The 17,609-nt window shown below is 57.5% G+C and carries 19 protein-coding genes; 9 read left to right on the top strand and 10 right to left on the bottom strand.

Annotated elements, in window-relative coordinates:
* The first annotated feature begins 497 nt into the window (after positions 1-497).
* Positions 498-2,897, top strand: coding sequence for an arylsulfatase (locus AC1DUP_RS33430; RefSeq protein WP_113309775.1), 2,400 nt, complete (start codon positions 498-500; stop codon positions 2,895-2,897).
* An 83-nt stretch (positions 2,898-2,980) separates the two neighbouring features.
* On the top strand, positions 2,981-3,226 hold the full coding sequence (locus tag AC1DUP_RS33425) for a hypothetical protein (RefSeq protein ID WP_113309774.1): 246 nt from the start codon (positions 2,981-2,983) through the stop codon (positions 3,224-3,226).
* A gap of 83 nt (positions 3,227-3,309) precedes the next feature.
* Here the strand turns inward: AC1DUP_RS33425 and AC1DUP_RS33420 are convergent, their stop codons facing one another.
* The 5 genes from AC1DUP_RS33420 to AC1DUP_RS33400 form a co-directional block, all read right to left on the bottom strand.
* Entirely contained in the window at positions 3,310-3,981 is a 672-nt protein-coding gene (locus tag AC1DUP_RS33420) for a glutathione S-transferase family protein (RefSeq protein WP_113309811.1), read from the bottom strand.
* 194 nt (positions 3,982-4,175) lie between these two features.
* On the bottom strand, positions 4,176-5,066 hold the full coding sequence (locus tag AC1DUP_RS33415; RefSeq protein ID WP_477836856.1) for a LysR family transcriptional regulator: 891 nt from the start codon (positions 5,064-5,066) through the stop codon (positions 4,176-4,178).
* 85 nt (positions 5,067-5,151) lie between these two features.
* The gene (locus tag AC1DUP_RS33410) at positions 5,152-5,895 is read right to left on the bottom strand and encodes an SDR family oxidoreductase (RefSeq protein WP_113309773.1); all 744 of its coding nucleotides are present in this window, start codon (positions 5,893-5,895) and stop codon (positions 5,152-5,154) included.
* Positions 5,896-6,096: 201 nt separating this feature from the next.
* Positions 6,097-6,423 carry a YciI family protein gene (locus tag AC1DUP_RS33405; protein WP_113309772.1) on the bottom strand — a complete coding sequence of 109 codons (327 nt, stop codon included), beginning with the start codon at positions 6,421-6,423 and terminating at the stop codon, positions 6,097-6,099.
* A gap of 337 nt (positions 6,424-6,760) precedes the next feature.
* Positions 6,761-7,471 (bottom strand): helix-turn-helix transcriptional regulator, encoded by a 711-nt coding sequence (locus tag AC1DUP_RS33400; protein WP_113309771.1) that lies wholly within the window; start codon positions 7,469-7,471, stop codon positions 6,761-6,763.
* 123 nt (positions 7,472-7,594) lie between these two features.
* On the opposite strand from AC1DUP_RS33400, the gene AC1DUP_RS33395 reads away from it, so the two are divergent.
* The gene (locus AC1DUP_RS33395) at positions 7,595-8,014 is read left to right on the top strand and encodes a hypothetical protein (protein WP_162748529.1); all 420 of its coding nucleotides are present in this window, start codon (positions 7,595-7,597) and stop codon (positions 8,012-8,014) included.
* A 189-nt stretch (positions 8,015-8,203) separates the two neighbouring features.
* Here AC1DUP_RS33395 and AC1DUP_RS33390 read toward each other — a convergent pair whose 3' ends face one another.
* Complete coding sequence (locus AC1DUP_RS33390) at positions 8,204-9,046, bottom strand: enoyl-CoA hydratase/isomerase family protein (protein ID WP_113309769.1); 843 nt, start codon at positions 9,044-9,046, stop codon at positions 8,204-8,206.
* Positions 9,047-9,142: 96 nt separating this feature from the next.
* On the opposite strand from AC1DUP_RS33390, the gene AC1DUP_RS33385 reads away from it, so the two are divergent.
* Entirely contained in the window at positions 9,143-9,508 is a 366-nt protein-coding gene (locus tag AC1DUP_RS33385) for a winged helix-turn-helix transcriptional regulator (RefSeq protein WP_477836855.1), read from the top strand.
* Positions 9,509-9,697: 189 nt separating this feature from the next.
* On the opposite strand, the gene AC1DUP_RS33380 is transcribed toward AC1DUP_RS33385, so the two are convergent.
* Complete coding sequence (locus AC1DUP_RS33380) at positions 9,698-11,329, bottom strand: GMC family oxidoreductase (protein WP_113309768.1); 1,632 nt, start codon at positions 11,327-11,329, stop codon at positions 9,698-9,700.
* A gap of 197 nt (positions 11,330-11,526) precedes the next feature.
* Complete coding sequence (locus AC1DUP_RS33375) at positions 11,527-12,315, bottom strand: alpha/beta fold hydrolase (protein WP_113309767.1); 789 nt, start codon at positions 12,313-12,315, stop codon at positions 11,527-11,529.
* A 144-nt stretch (positions 12,316-12,459) separates the two neighbouring features.
* Between AC1DUP_RS33375 and AC1DUP_RS33370 the strand changes: the two genes are divergently transcribed.
* The 3 genes from AC1DUP_RS33370 (at position 12,460) to AC1DUP_RS33360 (ending at position 14,679) form a co-directional block, all read left to right on the top strand.
* Positions 12,460-12,927, top strand: a complete 468-nt coding sequence (locus AC1DUP_RS33370) for a MarR family transcriptional regulator (protein WP_113309766.1) — start codon at positions 12,460-12,462, stop codon at positions 12,925-12,927.
* Between the two features lie 116 nt (positions 12,928-13,043).
* Positions 13,044-13,619 carry a hypothetical protein gene (locus AC1DUP_RS33365; RefSeq protein WP_113309765.1) on the top strand — a complete coding sequence of 192 codons (576 nt, stop codon included), beginning with the start codon at positions 13,044-13,046 and terminating at the stop codon, positions 13,617-13,619.
* A gap of 304 nt (positions 13,620-13,923) precedes the next feature.
* On the top strand, positions 13,924-14,679 hold the full coding sequence (locus tag AC1DUP_RS33360) for a hypothetical protein (protein WP_162747587.1): 756 nt from the start codon (positions 13,924-13,926) through the stop codon (positions 14,677-14,679).
* A 128-nt stretch (positions 14,680-14,807) separates the two neighbouring features.
* On the opposite strand, the gene AC1DUP_RS33355 is transcribed toward AC1DUP_RS33360, so the two are convergent.
* Positions 14,808-15,140: a hypothetical protein gene (locus AC1DUP_RS33355; RefSeq protein ID WP_115038856.1), complete on the bottom strand. Its 333-nt coding sequence runs from the start codon at positions 15,138-15,140 to the stop codon at positions 14,808-14,810.
* Positions 15,141-15,292: 152 nt separating this feature from the next.
* A complete protein-coding gene (locus tag AC1DUP_RS33350) occupies positions 15,293-15,667 on the bottom strand; it encodes a VOC family protein (protein ID WP_113309763.1) in 375 nt (124 codons plus the stop codon).
* 187 nt (positions 15,668-15,854) lie between these two features.
* Here AC1DUP_RS33350 and AC1DUP_RS33345 point away from each other — a divergent pair, with 187 nt between their 5' ends.
* Together AC1DUP_RS33345 and AC1DUP_RS33340 are read left to right on the top strand one after the other, a co-directional pair.
* Positions 15,855-16,943, top strand: a complete 1,089-nt coding sequence (locus AC1DUP_RS33345) for a DUF7256 domain-containing protein (protein ID WP_477836854.1) — start codon at positions 15,855-15,857, stop codon at positions 16,941-16,943.
* A 77-nt stretch (positions 16,944-17,020) separates the two neighbouring features.
* Positions 17,021-17,557 carry an ankyrin repeat domain-containing protein gene (locus AC1DUP_RS33340; protein ID WP_113309762.1) on the top strand — a complete coding sequence of 179 codons (537 nt, stop codon included), beginning with the start codon at positions 17,021-17,023 and terminating at the stop codon, positions 17,555-17,557.
* Positions 17,558-17,609 lie beyond the last annotated feature (52 nt).

The raw sequence follows: 17,609 nt of genomic DNA, 5'->3' as shown, positions 1-17,609 counted from the left end.
TTCGCGGCGGCGTTTATACCGATGATCCGTCATCAGGATGCAGCATTGATTGGACCACATCATCTACTGGACCCCATCATGGGAGGGCCGAGTGCCGATCCCGGAGAGAAGCGCGGGCCGCGAAACGATGTGAACGCTGCTAAGTGGAACGAACCAAATATGACTTGATAAGGACGACTGCTCAAGTAGAGCAGCGATTTCGGCTGGAATGCGCCACAAGTCGGTTACAGATTGCGGCACAACAAGCTCGCCTTAATCGGGCGATATATTCCCGGGTAGATTCCACTGACCCTCAGGTTCGCTCGTAGGGTTCTGTAATTTACAGTAACGTACTTCATCGACGGCTAATAATCTGAGACACTTTTGCAGCCGCAAGTGAGTGTAATGCATACGTCTGACGCATTGTTACCGAGTTTCAGCCCACGAGAGTGTATTTGAGCGCGGGAAAGTATCGGCCGCTTATCCGTTTTTGGTTATGCCAACAGGAGCATCGAACGATGAAAACGCGCGCCTATCTAGCGGCGTTCGCCGCAAGTTGTTTTTCGTGCTTTCCCGCTGCTGCACAGGATGTTTCGGGAGCCATTGGCTCGCCTAGCGCCACCGCGACTATCGATGGCCAGTCGCTCCCAGCCGCGCCCCCGGCGTTTGGCGGCACCATCAACCTGGACGCCAAGGACTCCACAGCGTGGTGGCCGCCCAAGGTAGTGCCGCCGAAAGGCGCACCAAACGTTCTGTTGATCATGACAGACGACGCCGGCTACGGCGTATCGGGCACCTTCGGCGGGGTCATTCCAACGCCTACGCTCGACCAGATCGCCGCGAATGGATTGCGCTTCACGCAATTCCACTCGACAGCTCTGTGTTCGCCAACCCGCGCGGCTCTGATTACGGGCCGCAACCACCATTCGGCGGGCTTCGGAGTGATTGCGGAGCAATCCACTGGTTTTCCAGGGTATGACGCGATCATTGGTCCGAACAACGGCACGATAGGGTCGATCCTCAAAGATCACGGCTACGCCACCTCCTGGCTCGGGAAGAACCACAATACCCCGACATACGCACTTTCCACCTCGGGACCGTTCGACCAATGGCCTTCAGGAATGGGCTTCGATTATTTTTATGGTTTTCAGGGTGGTGAATCCAATCAGTGGACGCCCTGGTTGTTTCGCAATCACGATCAGATCTACCCGTGGCTGGACAACCCGAACTATAACTTGGTCACCGGGATGGCAGATGACGCAATCGACTACCTTCGCAAGGTCAATGCCGCGACACCCGACAAGCCTTTCTTCATGTATTACGTTCCCGGCGCAACCCACGCTCCACACCATCCGACCAAAGAGTGGATCGATAAGTTCAAGGGTAAGTTCGACATGGGTTGGAATGCCATGCGCGACCAGATATTCGCCAATCAGAAGCGGCTCGGCGTCATTCCGGAAAACACCAAGTTAACGCCGTGGCCCGACGATCTTCCCCAATGGGACACGCTGTCGGCGGATGAGAAGAAGATGTTCGCCCGTCAAGCTGAGGTATATGCGGCTTACGTTGCGTACGCGGACTACGAGATTGGTCGGGTAGTTGATGAGGTGCGCAAACAGGGCAAACTCGACGACACTCTCATCATCTACATCGAGGGCGACAATGGCACGAGCGCCGAAGGAACGGCGATTGGCACTGCTTTCGATTTGGCGGCGATCCAGGCGATTTCAATGCCCGTAGCCGATCAGTTGAAATATTACGACGCTTGGGGCGATCCGACCACGGAGCCGCATATGTCGGTTGCCTGGTCCTGGGCTTTCGACACACCGTTCAAGTGGACCAAGCAGGTTGCTTCCCACTTCGGTGGCACCCGCCAGGGCATGGCGATGTCGTGGCCTGGTCATATCACTGACAAGGGTGGCATTCGCAGCCAGTTCCACCACGTGATCGACATCGTACCAACGATCCTGGAAGCGACTGGCATCCAAACTCCGCTCACGGTAAACGGCATCGCCCAAAAGCCCATCGAAGGCGTCAGCATGGCCTATACTTGGTCCAAAGGGGCGAAGGACGTGCCTTCAGCACGTACCACTCAGTATTTTGAAATGTTTGGCAATCGCGCGATCTATCACGACGGCTGGATAGCCTCGACTACGCCCCCAGCGGCGCCATGGCTGATGGGTCTTGGCAAGATGCCGGACGTGATGGATGGTTATAAATGGGAACTCTACAACCTCAACGAAGACTACTCGCAGTTCAATGATCTCGCCGCCAGTGAACCGGATAAATTGCGGGATATGCAGCAGCTTTTCCTCGTAGAGGCTGCCAAATATCAGGTGTTGCCGCTCGACAACTCCGTCATCGCGCGCTTGATCGCACCCCGCCCGAGCGCCACGGCCGGTCGGACGGAGTTCGTCTATTCTGGCGAAATCTCAGGACTGCCGCCAGCTTCGGCGCCCGATCCGCTAACTCGCTCCTACACGATCACGGCCAACATCGATGTTCCGCAAGGTGGCGGAGAAGGAATGCTTGCCACGCTCGGCGGCAGGTTTGGCGGCTACGGTCTGTACCTGCTCAAGGGCAAACCGATCTTTACATACAATATGCTTGCGCTGGAGCGCTTCCGGTGGGCCGGCGAGGAGGCGCTGACGCCAGGAGCGCACACCATCGTATTCGACTTCACATATGCGGGACCCGGTTACGGGAAGGGTGGCAAGGGCGTGCTTAGCGTCGATGGCGCTGTCGTTGCAGAGCAATCCATCCCGCATACCATGCCCTTCTTGGTCACCGTCGACGAATCCTTTGACGTGGGAGTTGATACCCGCAGCGGGGTCGATGACAACGACTATACCCTGCCGTTCCGCTTTACTGGCAAGATCGACAAGCTAACGGTGAAGGTTGGGGCGCCGCAGATCTAGGCGGCTCACTCGCCTAGTGTTTGTACGGCGGCATATCGCGAGCCCGTATTCAGCGTCTCTCGCGACCCGGCATTGAAGACCCAATGGAGAGCATCACCGACGCGCAAACTCGCTTTGGAACCGACGCACCTCGCTCGCGTGATGATTTGATGCGACAGGAGGTCCGCAATGGGCCGACTGCGGACGACCCTCTCGTCTTGTGTCATCTCAGAAAAGCTCGAAAAGAGCTTGACCTCGACGCGCCGATTAGAGAAGCGCCGGCAAAGCCGGAAACCGGGACCGACAGCCCCGGCACGCGGGTCCGCTTCCAAGCAGACGCGATCGCGTGAGCCTTGCCAGACTTTCCGCTCCCGCAAATCATTGCTATCCGATAGCACCGCCCGTCCGAACAAGCGTGGCGTCAGTTTTCAGGCTAGCGCGAATTGCGCCAGTGCGGAGGATAAGCGCGCTCGTAACACGGGAGCTGTTCGATCCTGGCAATCCATCGGGAGACTGCGGGATATGAGGATTGAAGATCGTCAAGTCCGAGTTGGAGCGAGACGGCATCTGCGCTTTTCCCGACGCGCGCAAGGAACTGGACGCATGGGATCGCCGTGAAATCCGCGGCAGACAGCTGGTTGCCCGCCAGGAACGGTTGGACGGTCAAGAGGCCCTCCATCCATCTTAACGCTGCATGCGATTGAAGCGCCGAGGCCCTGATCCCATCTGCGTTGGTGCCAGCTTGTCCCCTGATCAACGGGCGGGAGACCCCCTCGTCCATCGGGTCGCGGGCATAATTGATGAATTCAAGTATAAGCTGCCAGATTAGGCCTGCTTCCGAAGAGCTTTCCCCGAACAGTGCAGGATCCGGGAACTCACGCTCCAGATATGCCATGATGGCGACAGACTCGTGGACAACGAAGTCGCCGTTCGCAAGGGTGGGCACCTTACCGCGGGGATTCAGTGCAAGATATTGCGGCGTCTTACTTTCGCCCCTTGTCGGATCGAAGCGTTTGGAGACATAGGGAATTTTCTTGTACTCGAGCGCGAGCATTGTCCGCCAGGAATTGGGGCTACCGCTAACCCAGTAGAATTCATAGGCCATGGAGGTCATCCTTTGTTCGATAACTGGATGACGAAGATAGCTATTGGCGACCTGCGAAATAACGCGCGACGATGCGATAACTTTTATTCGCCGGCCGAATGAATTGGCCCGCTCCCAAACGGGCAAGAGGGTGACCTGTTGCAATATCCGGTGGGTTCGGAGCATTGTCGCAGGCACTCGTACGCCGGCTCCTTTCAGAAGTTCTTCAACAACTGCTGTAAATAGTCGACGAACGCTCGCGCGGCAGGCTTTGCGGCCTGTCCGCTTGGAAAGAGAGCGTGGCTCTCAATCTCAGCCATTTCCCATCCCGGCAGGAGGCGAACGAGCTCACCATTACCGATGTAACCGCGAAGAGAGGGGTAACTCGCGACGACCATGCCGAGACCCGCGAGACCTGCATTAATGCCGACTTCGCTACCGGTGATCGTCAAGTCTCCCGCCGGCCTGATGGTGACCTGCTCGTCTCCCCTGTTGAACGTCCACTCGGAATTCGCGGCTGGCCCAGCAAGAATTGCACGATGATTAGCCATGTCGCCCGGTGTGTTTGGCGCGCCGTGTTTTTCGAGATAGCGGGGAGCCGCCGCGAGTATGAGCCGCCATCGTCCAAGCGGCCGGGCAATGGCCGTCGAATCCGCGAGCTTGCCAAAACGGATCGCAACATCGACGCCTTCCGCGATCAGGTCCTGCCGCTGGTCTTCAATGATCAGTTCTACCTTGAGAGAGGGATGAAGCGCCATGAACTCCGGAAGGCTCGGCACGATGACCTGGGACGCAAAGATCGATGACGATGCGACCCTGATGCGGCCGCGCAGTTCCCCATTACCGCGCACGTCGTGCTCTGCCTGGTCCAGTGTGTCCAGCGCAGCCTGCACGCTTGCGAGATAGTCTCTGCCCGCATCCGTCAACGTCACCGATCGCGTGGTCCGGACGAGCAGCGTCGCACCGAGCTGTTCTTCGAGAACAGAGATCAGACGCGACGCCGTTGGCTGCGAAATCTTCATGTCCTTGGCGGCACGGGAAAAGCTTCCGGCGTGCGCAACGCGGACAAATAATCTCAAAGCTGCAAGTTGGTCACCCATCCACATGGACGATAGTTTCCCCGCATCACATAAGCAACTGCAGAGGAGCGGAGGCGCACGCATCGAAGGACGTCGACGCGGGCGCCCGGCATCAAACCTGTGCCCAGCCGCCGTCGACAGTCAGTTCGATCCCGGTCACATAGGCGCTATCGTCCGAAGCCAGGAACAAAGCAGGTCCCGCGATCTCGTCGCCCGTCCCCATCCGACCGAGCGGGATCAACGGGATGACATGACCGTTGATTCCATCAACCTGTTCGGCGCTCAGTCCGGACTTTCGCAGGATGTCGGTTGCAATATGACCCGGTGCCAGCGCATTGACGCGGATGCCACGTGCCTTCAGATCAGTCGTCCAGGTCCGGGCCAGCGAACGCAGCGCGGCTTTCGTCGCCGAGTATACGCTGAAGTTCGGCAGTCCCTTCGAGCCCGCGATCGAGGTGTTCAATATGATCGAGCCACCATTGGGGACCAGCGGAAGAAGCTTCTGCACCGTAAAGAACGTCCCCTTGAAGTTCGTATCGACGGTCGTGTCAAAATCGTCCTCGGTCACTTCTTCGAGCGGCACGAGCTTTCCGCCCCCGGCATTGGCAAAGATGACGTCGACGCGGCCATACTTGTCCTTGAGATGATCGCGAAGGCGGATGATGTCTTCGAGCTTGGAGACGTCGCCTTGGACGAAGTCTGCACCGATCTCGCGGGCGGCCGCCTCAACCGTCGAGCGATTGCGGCCGGTGATGACGACCTTAGCGCCTTCCTTGATAAAGAGGCGGGCGGTGTCGAGACCCATTCCGGTACTGCCGCCAGTGACGAGGGCGACCTTGTTGTCGAGCTTACCCATATTCGTTTCCTTTCAGGTTTTCACGGCCGCCAGTGCGGCTCGTGCTCCAGAGATACGAAGGGTGACGGTCTCCAATTAGACGGCAAAGTTGGATATGATTTATCAGCCCGCTGAATAGATCCGAACGGCAATTAAATATGAAAAAGACCCTGCGGACGATCCCGCAGGGTCTTATGGACATCTGGTGCTGCCGAGTTCTGGCTAGTGAAACGGTACCCAAAGCGTCCTGATCTCGACGTTGAGCAATCCGGACCGGACACCGGGATCATCCGTTCCGAGACGGGTGCCTTCTGCCAGATTTGCAGCCCTGAAAATCGTGAGCCCTCCGTCCTCGAGCTTTCCGGACAGACCACCCTCTTCCTTCATGAAAGGCCCGCTCAGGATGACCTTGCCCTCGTCGTGGAGCGTGCTGACGTAGTTCACATGATCCATAAATCCAGGCTGTTCGTTATAGGGCGTGCCCTCGATCCAATTCCGGCCGGGCGTCTGGAATACGACGTAGTAATGGGGTCCGTTCTGATCGATCATTGACGTTCTCCTTGTTGCGTATCCGTGTTTCCCGGATCCAATGGAGAAAACCTAAGGCTTGGGCGCCGAGGCCGGTAGCGGCTGAATTCGAATAACATTGATCCACCGATTGACTGAATTGTCCTCACCTTGGTCGGGAAAGCAGTTTGACGGCGTCGGCTGTGCGAGATCGCAGTTTCATCGGTCTTGACGGAGCCGAACTGACACCCGCCCCCAAGATTTCCCAACCACGTGAATTTGTTTGGGTCAGCGATCAACTCTAAGAAGTTTTTTACTACGACCGGTGGATAGCTGACGTTCGCAGACGCGGTCAGCGTGACCGCTTCCGGCATGGATGTCAAAGAATGTTGGCGGAGCTCTCGAAAGCCGCCGTTAATTGGCTCGATTTCTCACGGAGCTTTGCAAGGTAATCCCGCAACAAACTCGCCCGCCGGGGACGAAAACTGGCACCGTTGCTGGAAAGGCTCTCGATCCGGTCGACCCTGAACATCCGGAAGTCATCACGCAGGCAACACCAGGCCAGAACCGTCAAGACGTGATCGCTGTACATGATGGCAAGCGGGCGGATGATGCGCTCGCTGGCGGTACCCACTTGATCACGATAGCCGATCTCGATTTCCTGTTCTTTCCAACACGCCTGCCGTATCGCTTGCAGATGCGCATTCGCGCCGTAGCGGCCGTTTGGCCGATAGACATGGGATATGGAATGCAGCAATTGCTGCTCGCGATCGTTCGGCAAGGTTGCGGCGACCTTGGCGAGCACTGCCTCGGCGGCACGCGCCAGATCCGGGTCGCCCATGTGGCGCACTTCGGCCAAGCCCACGGTAATCGCCTCGATTTCCAGACGATCGAATGTTTGCGGCGGCAGAGCATAGTCCTCGATCAATCGATAGCCATAGCCGCGTTCTCCCTCGATGCGAGCGCCCGACAGCCGCAACAGTTCGATATCGCGGTAGATTGATCGAACGGACACCCCGCGTTCGACCGCCAGGCGTGACGCCGTGATCGGGGGTACCATTACGCGCATAAGCTCAAGTAGGCGCAGCAATCTATCGGGTCCGCTCGACGTCCAACTGCCGTGAAGTGTCAGTTGGGTCTAACTATACCCGTTTCATCGATTTCACATAGGCATCGAGCATCCTGCGGAGATATTTTAGAAAGAGAGTGAACCATGGTTTTCGGCGCCTTTGCCCAGATCAGTCTCTGGGGCGTTCTTGCGGCCGCCGCGTTCGGCTTCGTGTTCGGGGGAGTTTATTTTGGCGCCCTGGTACCCAGATATTACGCAATGGCGCTGGGACGTGAGGCCATGCCGGTGGCGAAGCTGGACATGCTGACGACTATTGGCCCGTTTCGTATGCAACATCGTGATGATCGTCACGACGGCTGCAATCATGCGCATGATCGGCCTTCCATCGCTTACCGATGCCCTGTCGCTCGGGCTCGTGATCGGCGTCGGTTATCTCCTGGCGATGTGTATGACGATCGCAATCAATCCCAATTTCCCCAGGCCGTTCTACTAAACGATGGTGAATGCGCCTATTTCCTGGTCAACATGTTGGTAACGAGCGCCGTGCTGTTCCTGCTGCAGTAGGCCAATTCTGCACGCGAGCTCAGATGATGTGGGAGCTTCAAGGTGCCGAAACTCCCGCTGGCGTGGTTTTATAATCCCTCGCCCCGCCCAAGGAAAAGCGCGAAACGAGCTTGACCTCACCCCTCCCTCAATGGCCCTCTTTAATTGTGAGGGTAGAAGCACGTTGGCGGTCGTGCCGACAGCGACTGTTCAGTTCAAGGAAGACAGCGTTTCCTCCAGCTGCTTCTCACCCTCACGGGTTTGCGCTCCTGCCTTCAGGGCGGCGAGAGTGAGTGTAGTTGCTATCGGCGCGGCAAAAGTCTGGCCAAGCAGTTCATTGTTGACCCGCAGTGCTTGCGTCAAATCTTTGGAACTTGCATCGATCGCTTGTTTGGCTGCGCGGACCATTCCAGGGGGCCGTGACGCGATTGCCTTTGCCAGATCGTCGACAAACGCATCAAGCTTTTCCGGAGGAAGTGCCCGGTTTATCCAGCCATAACGCTCAGCCAGGTCTGCGTCGAACAATTCCGCACCCACGGTAATTTCCAGGCTGCGGGCCCGCCCAACAAGCTGGGGAAGATAGGCTGTCCCACCCGAACCAGGAATGATGCCAATCAACGCCTCCATCTGGGCAATGCCACCAATCCCCCTGGCAGCGAAGCGCATATCGAGCGCCGACAGGAATTCTGCGCCGCCACCCCGTGCATAGCCGGCGAGCTTGCCGATCGTGATCTGGGGCAGACCGCGAAGCCTCTCGTGCAGCCGCATCATCGGATTGAGCCCCTCGGTCCCCGCATCGCCAAGCTGAAGCGACATGAGCGCTTCGGGCTGTTTCACGAAATTCATATCGCCATGGATGATGAAGAAGTCCGGGTCGGCGCTCTGAAAGACGATCACCGTCAGCGTGTCGTCCTTGGCAGCATGCCCGGCGAAATCGTTGATCTCCGTCATCAGGCGTGCATCGAGGATGTTGAGAGGGGGATTGTTGATCGTCACCCACGCGGCGGCGCCTTCGCGGTGGACGTGAATGGTCTCATATTTTGGGGCGGACATTTCAAACTCCTTTTCATGTCAAGCGCCCTTGGGTATAATCTGTATACTAGCAGTCAATTACGCACCTTGATGCTACCTGGTAGCCTGGAGTATCCCATGCAGACCCTTCCGCTTGAATCTGCGAATGAAAATCTCGTCGAGGACCGACTGTTGCTCGATGAGATCGCCAGCAAATGGACTATTCTGGTGCTGGGTGCGCTTTGTGATGGCCCATTGCGTTTCAATGAATTGAAACGAAGGCTGGACGGCGTCACGCAGAAGGCGCTGACGCAGTGCCTCAGGCGCCTGGAGGCCAATGGAATTATCGAACGGCGCATTATCAGCCTCTCGCCGATCGCTGTTGCCTATGAAATTTCTAAATTGGGTCGCACTTTGGAGGCACCGCTTCGGGCGCTCCACACCTGGACCGTACAACATCGTGCCGACGTGATGCAGGCTCGTGAACGCTACAAGGCCGACTGAAGGATCAATCATTCACCTGCAGATCGGGTACCTCCAACGGTGCTACGCGTGGTCGTGTTGTTAAGCACAGCGATTGCGCACGTCTGAACCTTACACAATCACGTTTCGCCTTGACCCAATACCCGGCCTGCACAAAGAAGCTCGGCGGCCCGCGTATGCTGGCCGCCGAGCTTCACATAAATCTCTTCATCAAATTGGCTGAGTGACCCCTCCGATCAAGATCGGAAGGCCATGCATCTTCCGAACGAGATCAGCTGCCCGCTCGCCGATGACGACGCAAGGCGCCATCGTGTTGCCGGTGGTGATACGTGGCATGATCGAGGAATCTGCGATGCGAAGACCATCGATTCCATACACCTTGAGCTCGTTGTCGACCACCGACATGCTGTCGCGCCCCATCTTGGCCGTGCAGGATTGGTGCCAATAGGTGACCGCTGAACGGCGGATAAAGTCGATCATCCCTGATCTGTCGCGCGCGCCCGGAGCCGCCTCACCTGTCACCAGCGACGCGAAGGTATCGCTGTTTCCGAGTTCGCGACACAACTCCACTGCGGCCAGGGCGGCTGCCATGTCCTCCGGGGAGCTGAGAGAATTCGGTTCGATCAGGATAGGGTCATTCATATTGGGGCCGGAGAGCCGCAATCGACCGCGGCTTTTTGGCTGGGCAAGACCGTTAAACATCGTCCAGCCATGTTCTGGCGTTTCGAGACCCGTCTCCACCGGTGACGGCACCGCGAACTCCAGCTGGCACTGAAGAATGTCCGGCTGCGCAAGTCGCGAGTCGCTTTTCCAGTAGAGTTTTGCTTCGCATCCGCTTCCACCCACGGCTTCTGGTTTTCGATATGCCCAGGTGCAGCCGAATGCGAGGTGATCCTGATGATTGCGCCCAACGCCAGGCAAGTGTTGCACCACGGGGATGCCGTGGGCTTGCAGCTCGTCTTCCGGACCTATGCCCGACTGCATCAACACTTTCGGGGTGTTGATCGCGCCGAGCGACAGGACCGTCTCACAGCGCGCCGTGAACTGACGCCGCTGATCTTTGACGAGAACCTCGACCCCGGTCACACGCTTGCCCTCGAAGATAAGGCGCGTGACCAGCGCGTCGGTCAGCACGGTAAGGTTCGGGCGCGACATGAGCGGGCGGACATAGGAGCCAAAGACCGACTCCCGCTTGCCATCCCGGATCCGAAGTTCAGCGATAGACGCGCCACCCGGGCCCTCCATCATTTCGCCGTTCGGGCTATCGTAGACGGGAATGCCGATAGTGGATGCGGCCTTTAACAAGGCCTCTGCGATCGGTTGTGGCGCCTGCGGCTGCGCGACGTAGGCCGGTCCTCCTACGCCGCGACGCGTTGGGTCCGGAGCGCCCTGCCAATCTTCGATCCGGCGATAGTAGCCGAGGATAGACTGATAGCCCCACGCGTCATCGCCAGCTTCGGCGGCAAAGTGGTCCCAATCTCCCTTGTGTCCTCTGGCCCACACCATGACATTGATGCTCGAACCGCCACCGAGCCCTTTGCCCATGCTGAGAGGAAGACGTCGACCGTTCAGGCCAGGTGCCGGTTGCCCGACAAAACCCCAGTCCCGGATCGAGCCGAGATTGAGCGGCCACTGCGCTGGCTTCGTAACGGTCTCAGCCGCATCGTCTCCGCCTGCTTCAAGCAGTAGGACGCTTGCGTTCCCATCCTCTGCCAGTCGGGCGGCAACAACCGAGCCGCTGGACCCGGCGCCGCAGACGATGAAGTCGAAAACATCACCGACCTCGCTCTGAGGAAGGTGCGGATTTTCGGATGCATTTTGGTCATGAGTATTCAGATTCACGTGACTACCTCCGTGAATGATTTGGGGAAATTGCGGGTGGTGTAGGGTTCCCAGAGGGCGAAGCCGCGCAATGGATCTCAGCCAAAGATCGTGGCCTTTGCGTGCCCGCTCTTACCCTACCGCGCCTGTTTTGACAGACCTTGAAGGTCGTCATCGGGGCAGCGTGGAATGTCCCTATGACGCGGTATGCATCATTTCTACTTTCCCGAAACGGCCTTGGCAGCCGCATCAATGGTGTCCGCGACGACCGTCGGCTGTGTCATGAACAGGGCGTGGCTTGCCGACACCTTGGTGATCTTCGCCTTGATGCGCTCTGCCATGTGGATAAGCATGGCCTGATCGAATGCCTTGTCTTCGGTTGCGATCACAGCCCAGCTGGGCTTGGTGCGCCAGGCAGCGTTTTGGAGCTTGGTGCCGAACGCCGACATATTGATTGGCACCTGTGAAGCGCTCATGAACGCGGCCTCGGCATCGCTGACGTCATGCGCGAAACCGGCCTTGAACTTTGCGGGGCTGACATATCCAAAACCATCCTTGGTGGTCTCGATGACGAACTCAGATGCAGGAGCAAACCCCTGATACTGCTGGGCCGTCGTCTCGCCGGCATCCGGGGAGAGCGCAGAGACATAGACGAGGCCCGCAACCTTCGGATCGATGCCAGCTTCCGTGATAACCGTGCCGCCCCAGGAATGCCCGACGAGAATGACCGGACCATCCTGACGTTCCAGCGCACGTCTGGTGGCGGCAACGTCATCTGCCAGAGAGGTCAGGGGGTTCTGGACAATGGTGACGCGATAGCCGCGCTTCGTGAGATTGTCGTAAACACTCCTCCAGCCCGAGCCGTCGGCAAAGGCGCCGTGGACGAGCACGACGTTCTTTACGGACTGGTTCTGAGGAATGGTGTCAGCAGCGTTCGCCGGCAGTGCGCCCGACAACGCGGTAGCGACTGCGATCGCGGCAACGGTGGTTGTGGACTTGCGTGTCATGGTCATCTCCTTCGTTTCTATACGATAACTATTATCGCGATAACTATAAGTTTTCATATCTTGAGGTGCGCGTCAACATGAATCTTATCGCGATATTGGTTTTCGTGATAAGTTGGATTATATGGATGTCTACAGGAGTTCAAAATGACCCAACGCCGTAACGACCCCCCGCCCCTACGCGACCAGCTGTGCTACGCAATTTACACCGCCGGCATTGCTATTCAGCGCGCTTATAAGCCCCTTCTCGACGAGCTGGGGCTGACCTATCCGCAATATCTCGTCCTGAACGTTCTTTGGGCGCAAGACGAGCAGACCGTGGTGTCCATCGCAGATCAGCTTGCCCTGGAATCCAGCACGCTGACCCCGCTTTTAAAGCGTCTTGAATCAGCCGGACACTTAAGTCGGACGCGCAATCTGAAAAACGAACGGCAGGTATTGGTGGCGCTGACAAACCAGGGTCGTGCGTTGCAGCACAGGGCGGGCTGCCTCAGCGATGCCTTGCTTGGAGCCTCGACCCAGACACCACCGGAACTCGCTGCTTTGAACCGCGATGTTCGGCATCTTCGTGACGCGATTTACTCCCAGATCGGCGGGTGGGACGCACCCGCCTGATCTGCAATCGGGCTAGATCGCCGCTTGCTCAAGCGGTCGGAATAGTCCCCGCCTTTGCGCAATGCGATGTTCCCTATCAGTTGACCAATGGCCAAGTGGCAGATGCGACCCAGGTCATGGGAGATGTCAACGCGCTTGTGGACTGCATCGAGGACGCGGTACCCGCCGGTTCTCAAAATGCTATCCAGGTCAATGGCGGCAACGGTGGCTTTCTCGCCGTTGGGGCCCTTGCCAATGGCCAACTTCTGATCGGATCGTCCGGTAATCCGCCGCAAGCCGCCAACCTGACAGCCGGCCCTGGGATAACGATCACCAATACCGCAGGCGGAATCACACTCTCGTCCGCCGGCGCGCCGGGCGGTGGCCCGGGCTCAATCCAGTTCAACAGCGCCGGCAGCTTCGGAGGCCTGCAGCTCACCGACGGCATGATCGTCATCGGTTCCGGGGCAACTTTCAGCGCAACCGCCAAGTCCTCGAACGTTCTTTTGACTGACAGCAATACTCCTGTTGGTGGCGCCGTAAGGGGTGTGACCGCGATCGTCTCGAACCCGCAATCTATTCCATTTTCGTTGCAGGCAATCGTTCCCGATCTCGTTCCTGGTACGCCGTACTGGTTCGATATTGGGCTCGCAGCGATTGGAGGCGGAACGGCCAGTGTGGAGAACATCAGTCTCACAGCAGGAGAAATGTAATGCCTCATAAGGACCTCGATTCCGGATTTCTTGCCTGTGACGTACCACGAAAACATGACCGTTGAGGACTTCTGACGAGTTCGACGAATGGTCGGAGGTGAACGTGCCTGAGAAGAGGCTCAACGATACGGCGTCAGCTACGTCCGCTGTAGATGCTGCTTCTGAGATACGCACATCGGTTTGGCGGACAACGCCGATGACAAGCGGTACCAACCTCGTTTTCGATACCAAAAGCCCACCTGCAAGGCTAGGTTGAGGCAAGCTCCGAGCGCTATACAGCAGGAACCGCACGGGGAGGATTGCAGTGACAACTATTGGAACAACTTCATATTGCAGTTCAGCCAATCGATACACTGGCTCTGACCGATCCACTGCTTCTGCCGCCATGGACGCTTATACCGACGGTCTGAATGACGAGACAAACGTCGGCGCTTCCAAGAATTCCGGGACTGTTATCGACGGCACGCCATCCATATCGGTGAATCGTCTGCAGGGAAAATTGAACCAGTTGTCGGACTCTGACTGGAAGAAGGCGGCGATCAACGTTTCGGAGCTACCTGAAGACCAGTACCAGAGCTTTATGGAGCAGGATCAACAACGTATTGCGGCCAACAAAAAATACCTCGAAAATCAGTACACTCAAACTTCCTTTCCGGACTATTCGAACGATCCGCGCATGAAGCCGTATGCAACGATCACGGTAGCAGGTCAGGTTGTTGCGACGATTGACAATCAAGGTGTCGTTTCTACGGACAGCAATGCGCTTGGCGATCGCATCAACAAACTTCTCACTGGCCTCAACGAGGATAGCGCCTCTAGCGGCCCTTCTGGCGCGCAGTACAGAGCGGACAAAATTGCCGAAATGCTGGGCGGCCGGATCGTCAAGGCGGGAACGGCAATGACCCAAAGCCACTATAATACGCTCGTCCCGTTTGAGCCGCCGACTTCAACAATTGACTATGACGCCATGAAGAACGATCCGCTTTACGAACAGCTGCAAAACATGTCTGCGAACTACGATAAGATCCAGAAGCAGCGGATTGAATATCTGGCGCAGTAAGCAGAATGAAGGCTTCGCGCTTCGATATCGGCAACATGAGATGATCTTTTTCCCGAATGATCCGTTGCACGGTGGCCACGGCGAATCCGCCACGTTCGACCTCACACGAATGGCGTCATCGCTCAAACTTATGGTGATGCTCGCGTCAGCGGATGCGATCTGCCTGTAATACAGAAACGACGCTCCCACGCCAGCCAGTGCGTGGCTAGCGAGACCAAAGCCACGACGAGGAGGCACGCCGGAAGCCAGAGCCAGGAACTGCTTTCAGCAACGTCGTTGATCATGGTGATCGGATTGTAGAGATCGGTGAAGAAGACCAGAAGGCACCAGACGGAAAACAACCATAGAACCATCGTGACGATGCTGCGGTGCCAGGGCCGGCGAGTGAGCGCCCGCGCCATGGCTGCATAATCCCACGCGGTAAGGGTATAGGTGATCTGGTAGTTAGGCTCGTCTGGCATTGAAATCCTCAGCGGCAGCACCGCAGGTCTAGCATAAATCCTGAAATGAGCGCTTCCTCCAAATCTCCAATGACATCGAGCCAGATTTCTGGCTGGTGAGGTAGGAAAGCCATCCACAATAGCGGGGAGAACACCAGCGCTTGCCGCTGGCTTTACGTTGTCGGCTGAGACCGTGCGGTGAGTTTATGTCCGTCCGGATCGCGAAGATAGGCGACGAAGGCCCCGTTCGGGCGCTCATTCGGCGGGCTCTCGATTGATATCCCGCCGTGCGTGGTGCCGGCCTCGTGCCACGCCAGAACATGCTCGCGGCTCACGGCGGCAATACCGATCGTCCCGCCGTTAGCAGCGGTCGCCGGCTTACCGTTGATCGGTTTCGTAATCATCAGTCGACCGCCTTCGTGGACATAGATCAGCCTGCCTCTCGCATCCATCTCGCCGGGCTTTCCGCCAAGTGCAGCGAACGTCGCGTCGTAGAACTCTCTTGACCGCTCCAGGTCGTTGCTGCCGATCATGACGTGGGTGAACATGTTTTCATCTCCAGTAAGTTACCCAAGGGCTCTGATCCGAGGTATCTGACCTGCCGTGGCCAAAAACGCCCGAATTGATAACTGACTTCCGTGAAGCCGCAAAGGTGAAGGTTTCAGACGTTGAAAGTGCTTCGGACGGCAGCATATGTTACGTTTTGAAATGACGTTTGGAGACCATGGGACAGTCATGAGGGTTATGCAGAAGCGGCATTTTCTCATCGGCGGCGCCGCACTGGCTCTTTCGGCAATATCAGGAGGTCAAGGCATGGCGGCATCGAGCGACCGGGTCGATGTCGAAGCACTTGCGGCCTTGCGGCCCGGCATGCCGGTCTCAGCCGTCGAAAGGGCCATGCAATCTGCCTGGCGCGCGCCCGCGCCGCATAAGGGCGGATTGATCGACATTCTGGAGCGAACTTACGGCGTCGTCGTGCGGATCGACCGCAACGGGCTGATCGGCGAGATCGAATTCAACTCCCGTTTCATGCATACTGTTGCCGGCGTCCCGATGGGCATATCACTCATCGACCTTCCCGGGGCCGTACCGGACATCCAGATCGGTGAAGAGAGCAAAGTGACCAAGGGTGCCCGTTTCGCAACAAAACGGCTGCCAGAGGGAATGCTCACCGCCCGTATTACGTTCGACACGGTCTACGGCATCAGCATTGCAAATCCCGATGCCCAATACAACGATCCGACCGCGCCGCCCTACCCGGCTGCAAGCGGCGCGGTTGGCGCGCCATTCTCGGACGTAAACCTCAAACTTGCGGTGATGTCATCGCTTCTCGATGCAAAGCTGCTCGATCTTGGCACGCCGGAACAGCTTGCGACCCATGTTCTGCGCCGACCCGTCGATCTGGAGAAGGATGGCTACGACCTAATTCCGGAAGCACTGGATTATCTGGCTCGGTATCCGCTGACCGACGACCTGCTAGCTTCCGTCGAGCGGATGGAGTTCGATGGCGGCGCGACGATCTATCCGTTTGCCTGGTACTTCTGGAGCGGAGAAGAAGGCGCTTTCGATATCAAGGATCTTTCCGGCATCCGCTTCTGCCCGAACCTCAAAAGCCTCTCAGTGATTTCGATGATGGACAAGGTCGACATCAAGGTCCTTGCCCCGCTCAAAAGATTGGAACGGGTCAGCATCAACGTCCCGTCCGAAAATATCGAGGCATTGCTCGATCTGCCGTCGCTCAAAGAGGCTGGCCGCTTTTCCCGCAACGCTGCTGCGGCACCTATATTGGAAAAGCTCGAGCAACGCGGCGTGCAGGTGGACTAGGTCAAACATTGCCCCAAAACCGAAAGGTCGAGCGCGCCGCTTGCAAAAACGACTGACCACGTTTGCTGGAGACTGAAATGCGCAAATTCCTCTTGCTGATGATCTCGGTACTCGGGATTTCAGTTGGGCAGGCTGGCGCGGAAGACGCGGGCAGCGTTGCAAAATTTCACAACGCCGTCCAATCGGGCGATATCAATGTTGTGAGAACTATGCTTGCAGGCAATCCGTCGTTGGCAACGTCTGTAGACGAGCACAAATTCCAGCCGATCCATCTTCTCGATATGGAGTGCAATGCAGAAATCCTTCACCTTCTTCTCGCCAATAGGGCCGACATCAACGCCAGAAATGATGAGGGAGTGACCCTTCTACATATCGTGACAGACCCTGATGCGGTCGACCTCCTGATTCGTAGGGGGGCTGATATCGAGGCGAAGGATGTCCGTGGGTGGACGCCGCTCATTGAACAGGCCAACAATCAAGATAACGGGCCTGATGTGGTCGCCGCCCTCCTTGCTCACAAGGGGCCCCATGGTGAAACCGCGCTTTCTTTCGCGCGCGAAACCGGCGACGAGGAATTTATAAAGGTGTTGGTTTCGGCTGGAGCGACGGACTAAGGGAACGGCCGTCTGCGACAAGGTCAAGCGATCCGCGATCGCGCGCCGTGCT

The sequence above is a fragment of the Rhizobium sp. 01L419 genome (assembly GCF_056400025.1).
This window is presented reverse-complemented; position numbering and strand designations above follow the sequence as displayed.

What these genes read in the sequence shown, in the direction of transcription:
- AC1DUP_RS33430 (WP_113309775.1), top strand. Translation starts at nt 498, where the DNA reads ATGAAAACGCGCGCCTATCTAGCGGCGTTCGCCGCAAGTTGTTTTTCG.
- AC1DUP_RS33425 (WP_113309774.1), top strand. Translation starts at nt 2,981, where the DNA reads ATGGAGAGCATCACCGACGCGCAAACTCGCTTTGGAACCGACGCACCT.
- AC1DUP_RS33420 (WP_113309811.1), bottom strand. Translation starts at nt 3,981, where the DNA reads ATGGCCTATGAATTCTACTGGGTTAGCGGTAGCCCCAATTCCTGGCGG.
- AC1DUP_RS33415 (WP_477836856.1), bottom strand. Translation starts at nt 5,066, where the DNA reads ATGTGGATGGGTGACCAACTTGCAGCTTTGAGATTATTTGTCCGCGTT.
- AC1DUP_RS33410 (WP_113309773.1), bottom strand. Translation starts at nt 5,895, where the DNA reads ATGGGTAAGCTCGACAACAAGGTCGCCCTCGTCACTGGCGGCAGTACC.
- AC1DUP_RS33405 (WP_113309772.1), bottom strand. Translation starts at nt 6,423, where the DNA reads ATGATCGATCAGAACGGACCCCATTACTACGTCGTATTCCAGACGCCC.
- AC1DUP_RS33395 (WP_162748529.1), top strand. Translation starts at nt 7,595, where the DNA reads ATGGTTTTCGGCGCCTTTGCCCAGATCAGTCTCTGGGGCGTTCTTGCG.
- AC1DUP_RS33390 (WP_113309769.1), bottom strand. Translation starts at nt 9,046, where the DNA reads ATGTCCGCCCCAAAATATGAGACCATTCACGTCCACCGCGAAGGCGCC.
- AC1DUP_RS33385 (WP_477836855.1), top strand. Translation starts at nt 9,143, where the DNA reads ATGCAGACCCTTCCGCTTGAATCTGCGAATGAAAATCTCGTCGAGGAC.
- AC1DUP_RS33375 (WP_113309767.1), bottom strand. Translation starts at nt 12,315, where the DNA reads ATGACACGCAAGTCCACAACCACCGTTGCCGCGATCGCAGTCGCTACC.
- AC1DUP_RS33370 (WP_113309766.1), top strand. Translation starts at nt 12,460, where the DNA reads ATGACCCAACGCCGTAACGACCCCCCGCCCCTACGCGACCAGCTGTGC.
- AC1DUP_RS33365 (WP_113309765.1), top strand. Translation starts at nt 13,044, where the DNA reads ATGGGAGATGTCAACGCGCTTGTGGACTGCATCGAGGACGCGGTACCC.
- AC1DUP_RS33355 (WP_115038856.1), bottom strand. Translation starts at nt 15,140, where the DNA reads ATGCCAGACGAGCCTAACTACCAGATCACCTATACCCTTACCGCGTGG.
- AC1DUP_RS33350 (WP_113309763.1), bottom strand. Translation starts at nt 15,667, where the DNA reads ATGTTCACCCACGTCATGATCGGCAGCAACGACCTGGAGCGGTCAAGA.
- AC1DUP_RS33345 (WP_477836854.1), top strand. Translation starts at nt 15,855, where the DNA reads ATGAGGGTTATGCAGAAGCGGCATTTTCTCATCGGCGGCGCCGCACTG.
- AC1DUP_RS33340 (WP_113309762.1), top strand. Translation starts at nt 17,021, where the DNA reads ATGCGCAAATTCCTCTTGCTGATGATCTCGGTACTCGGGATTTCAGTT.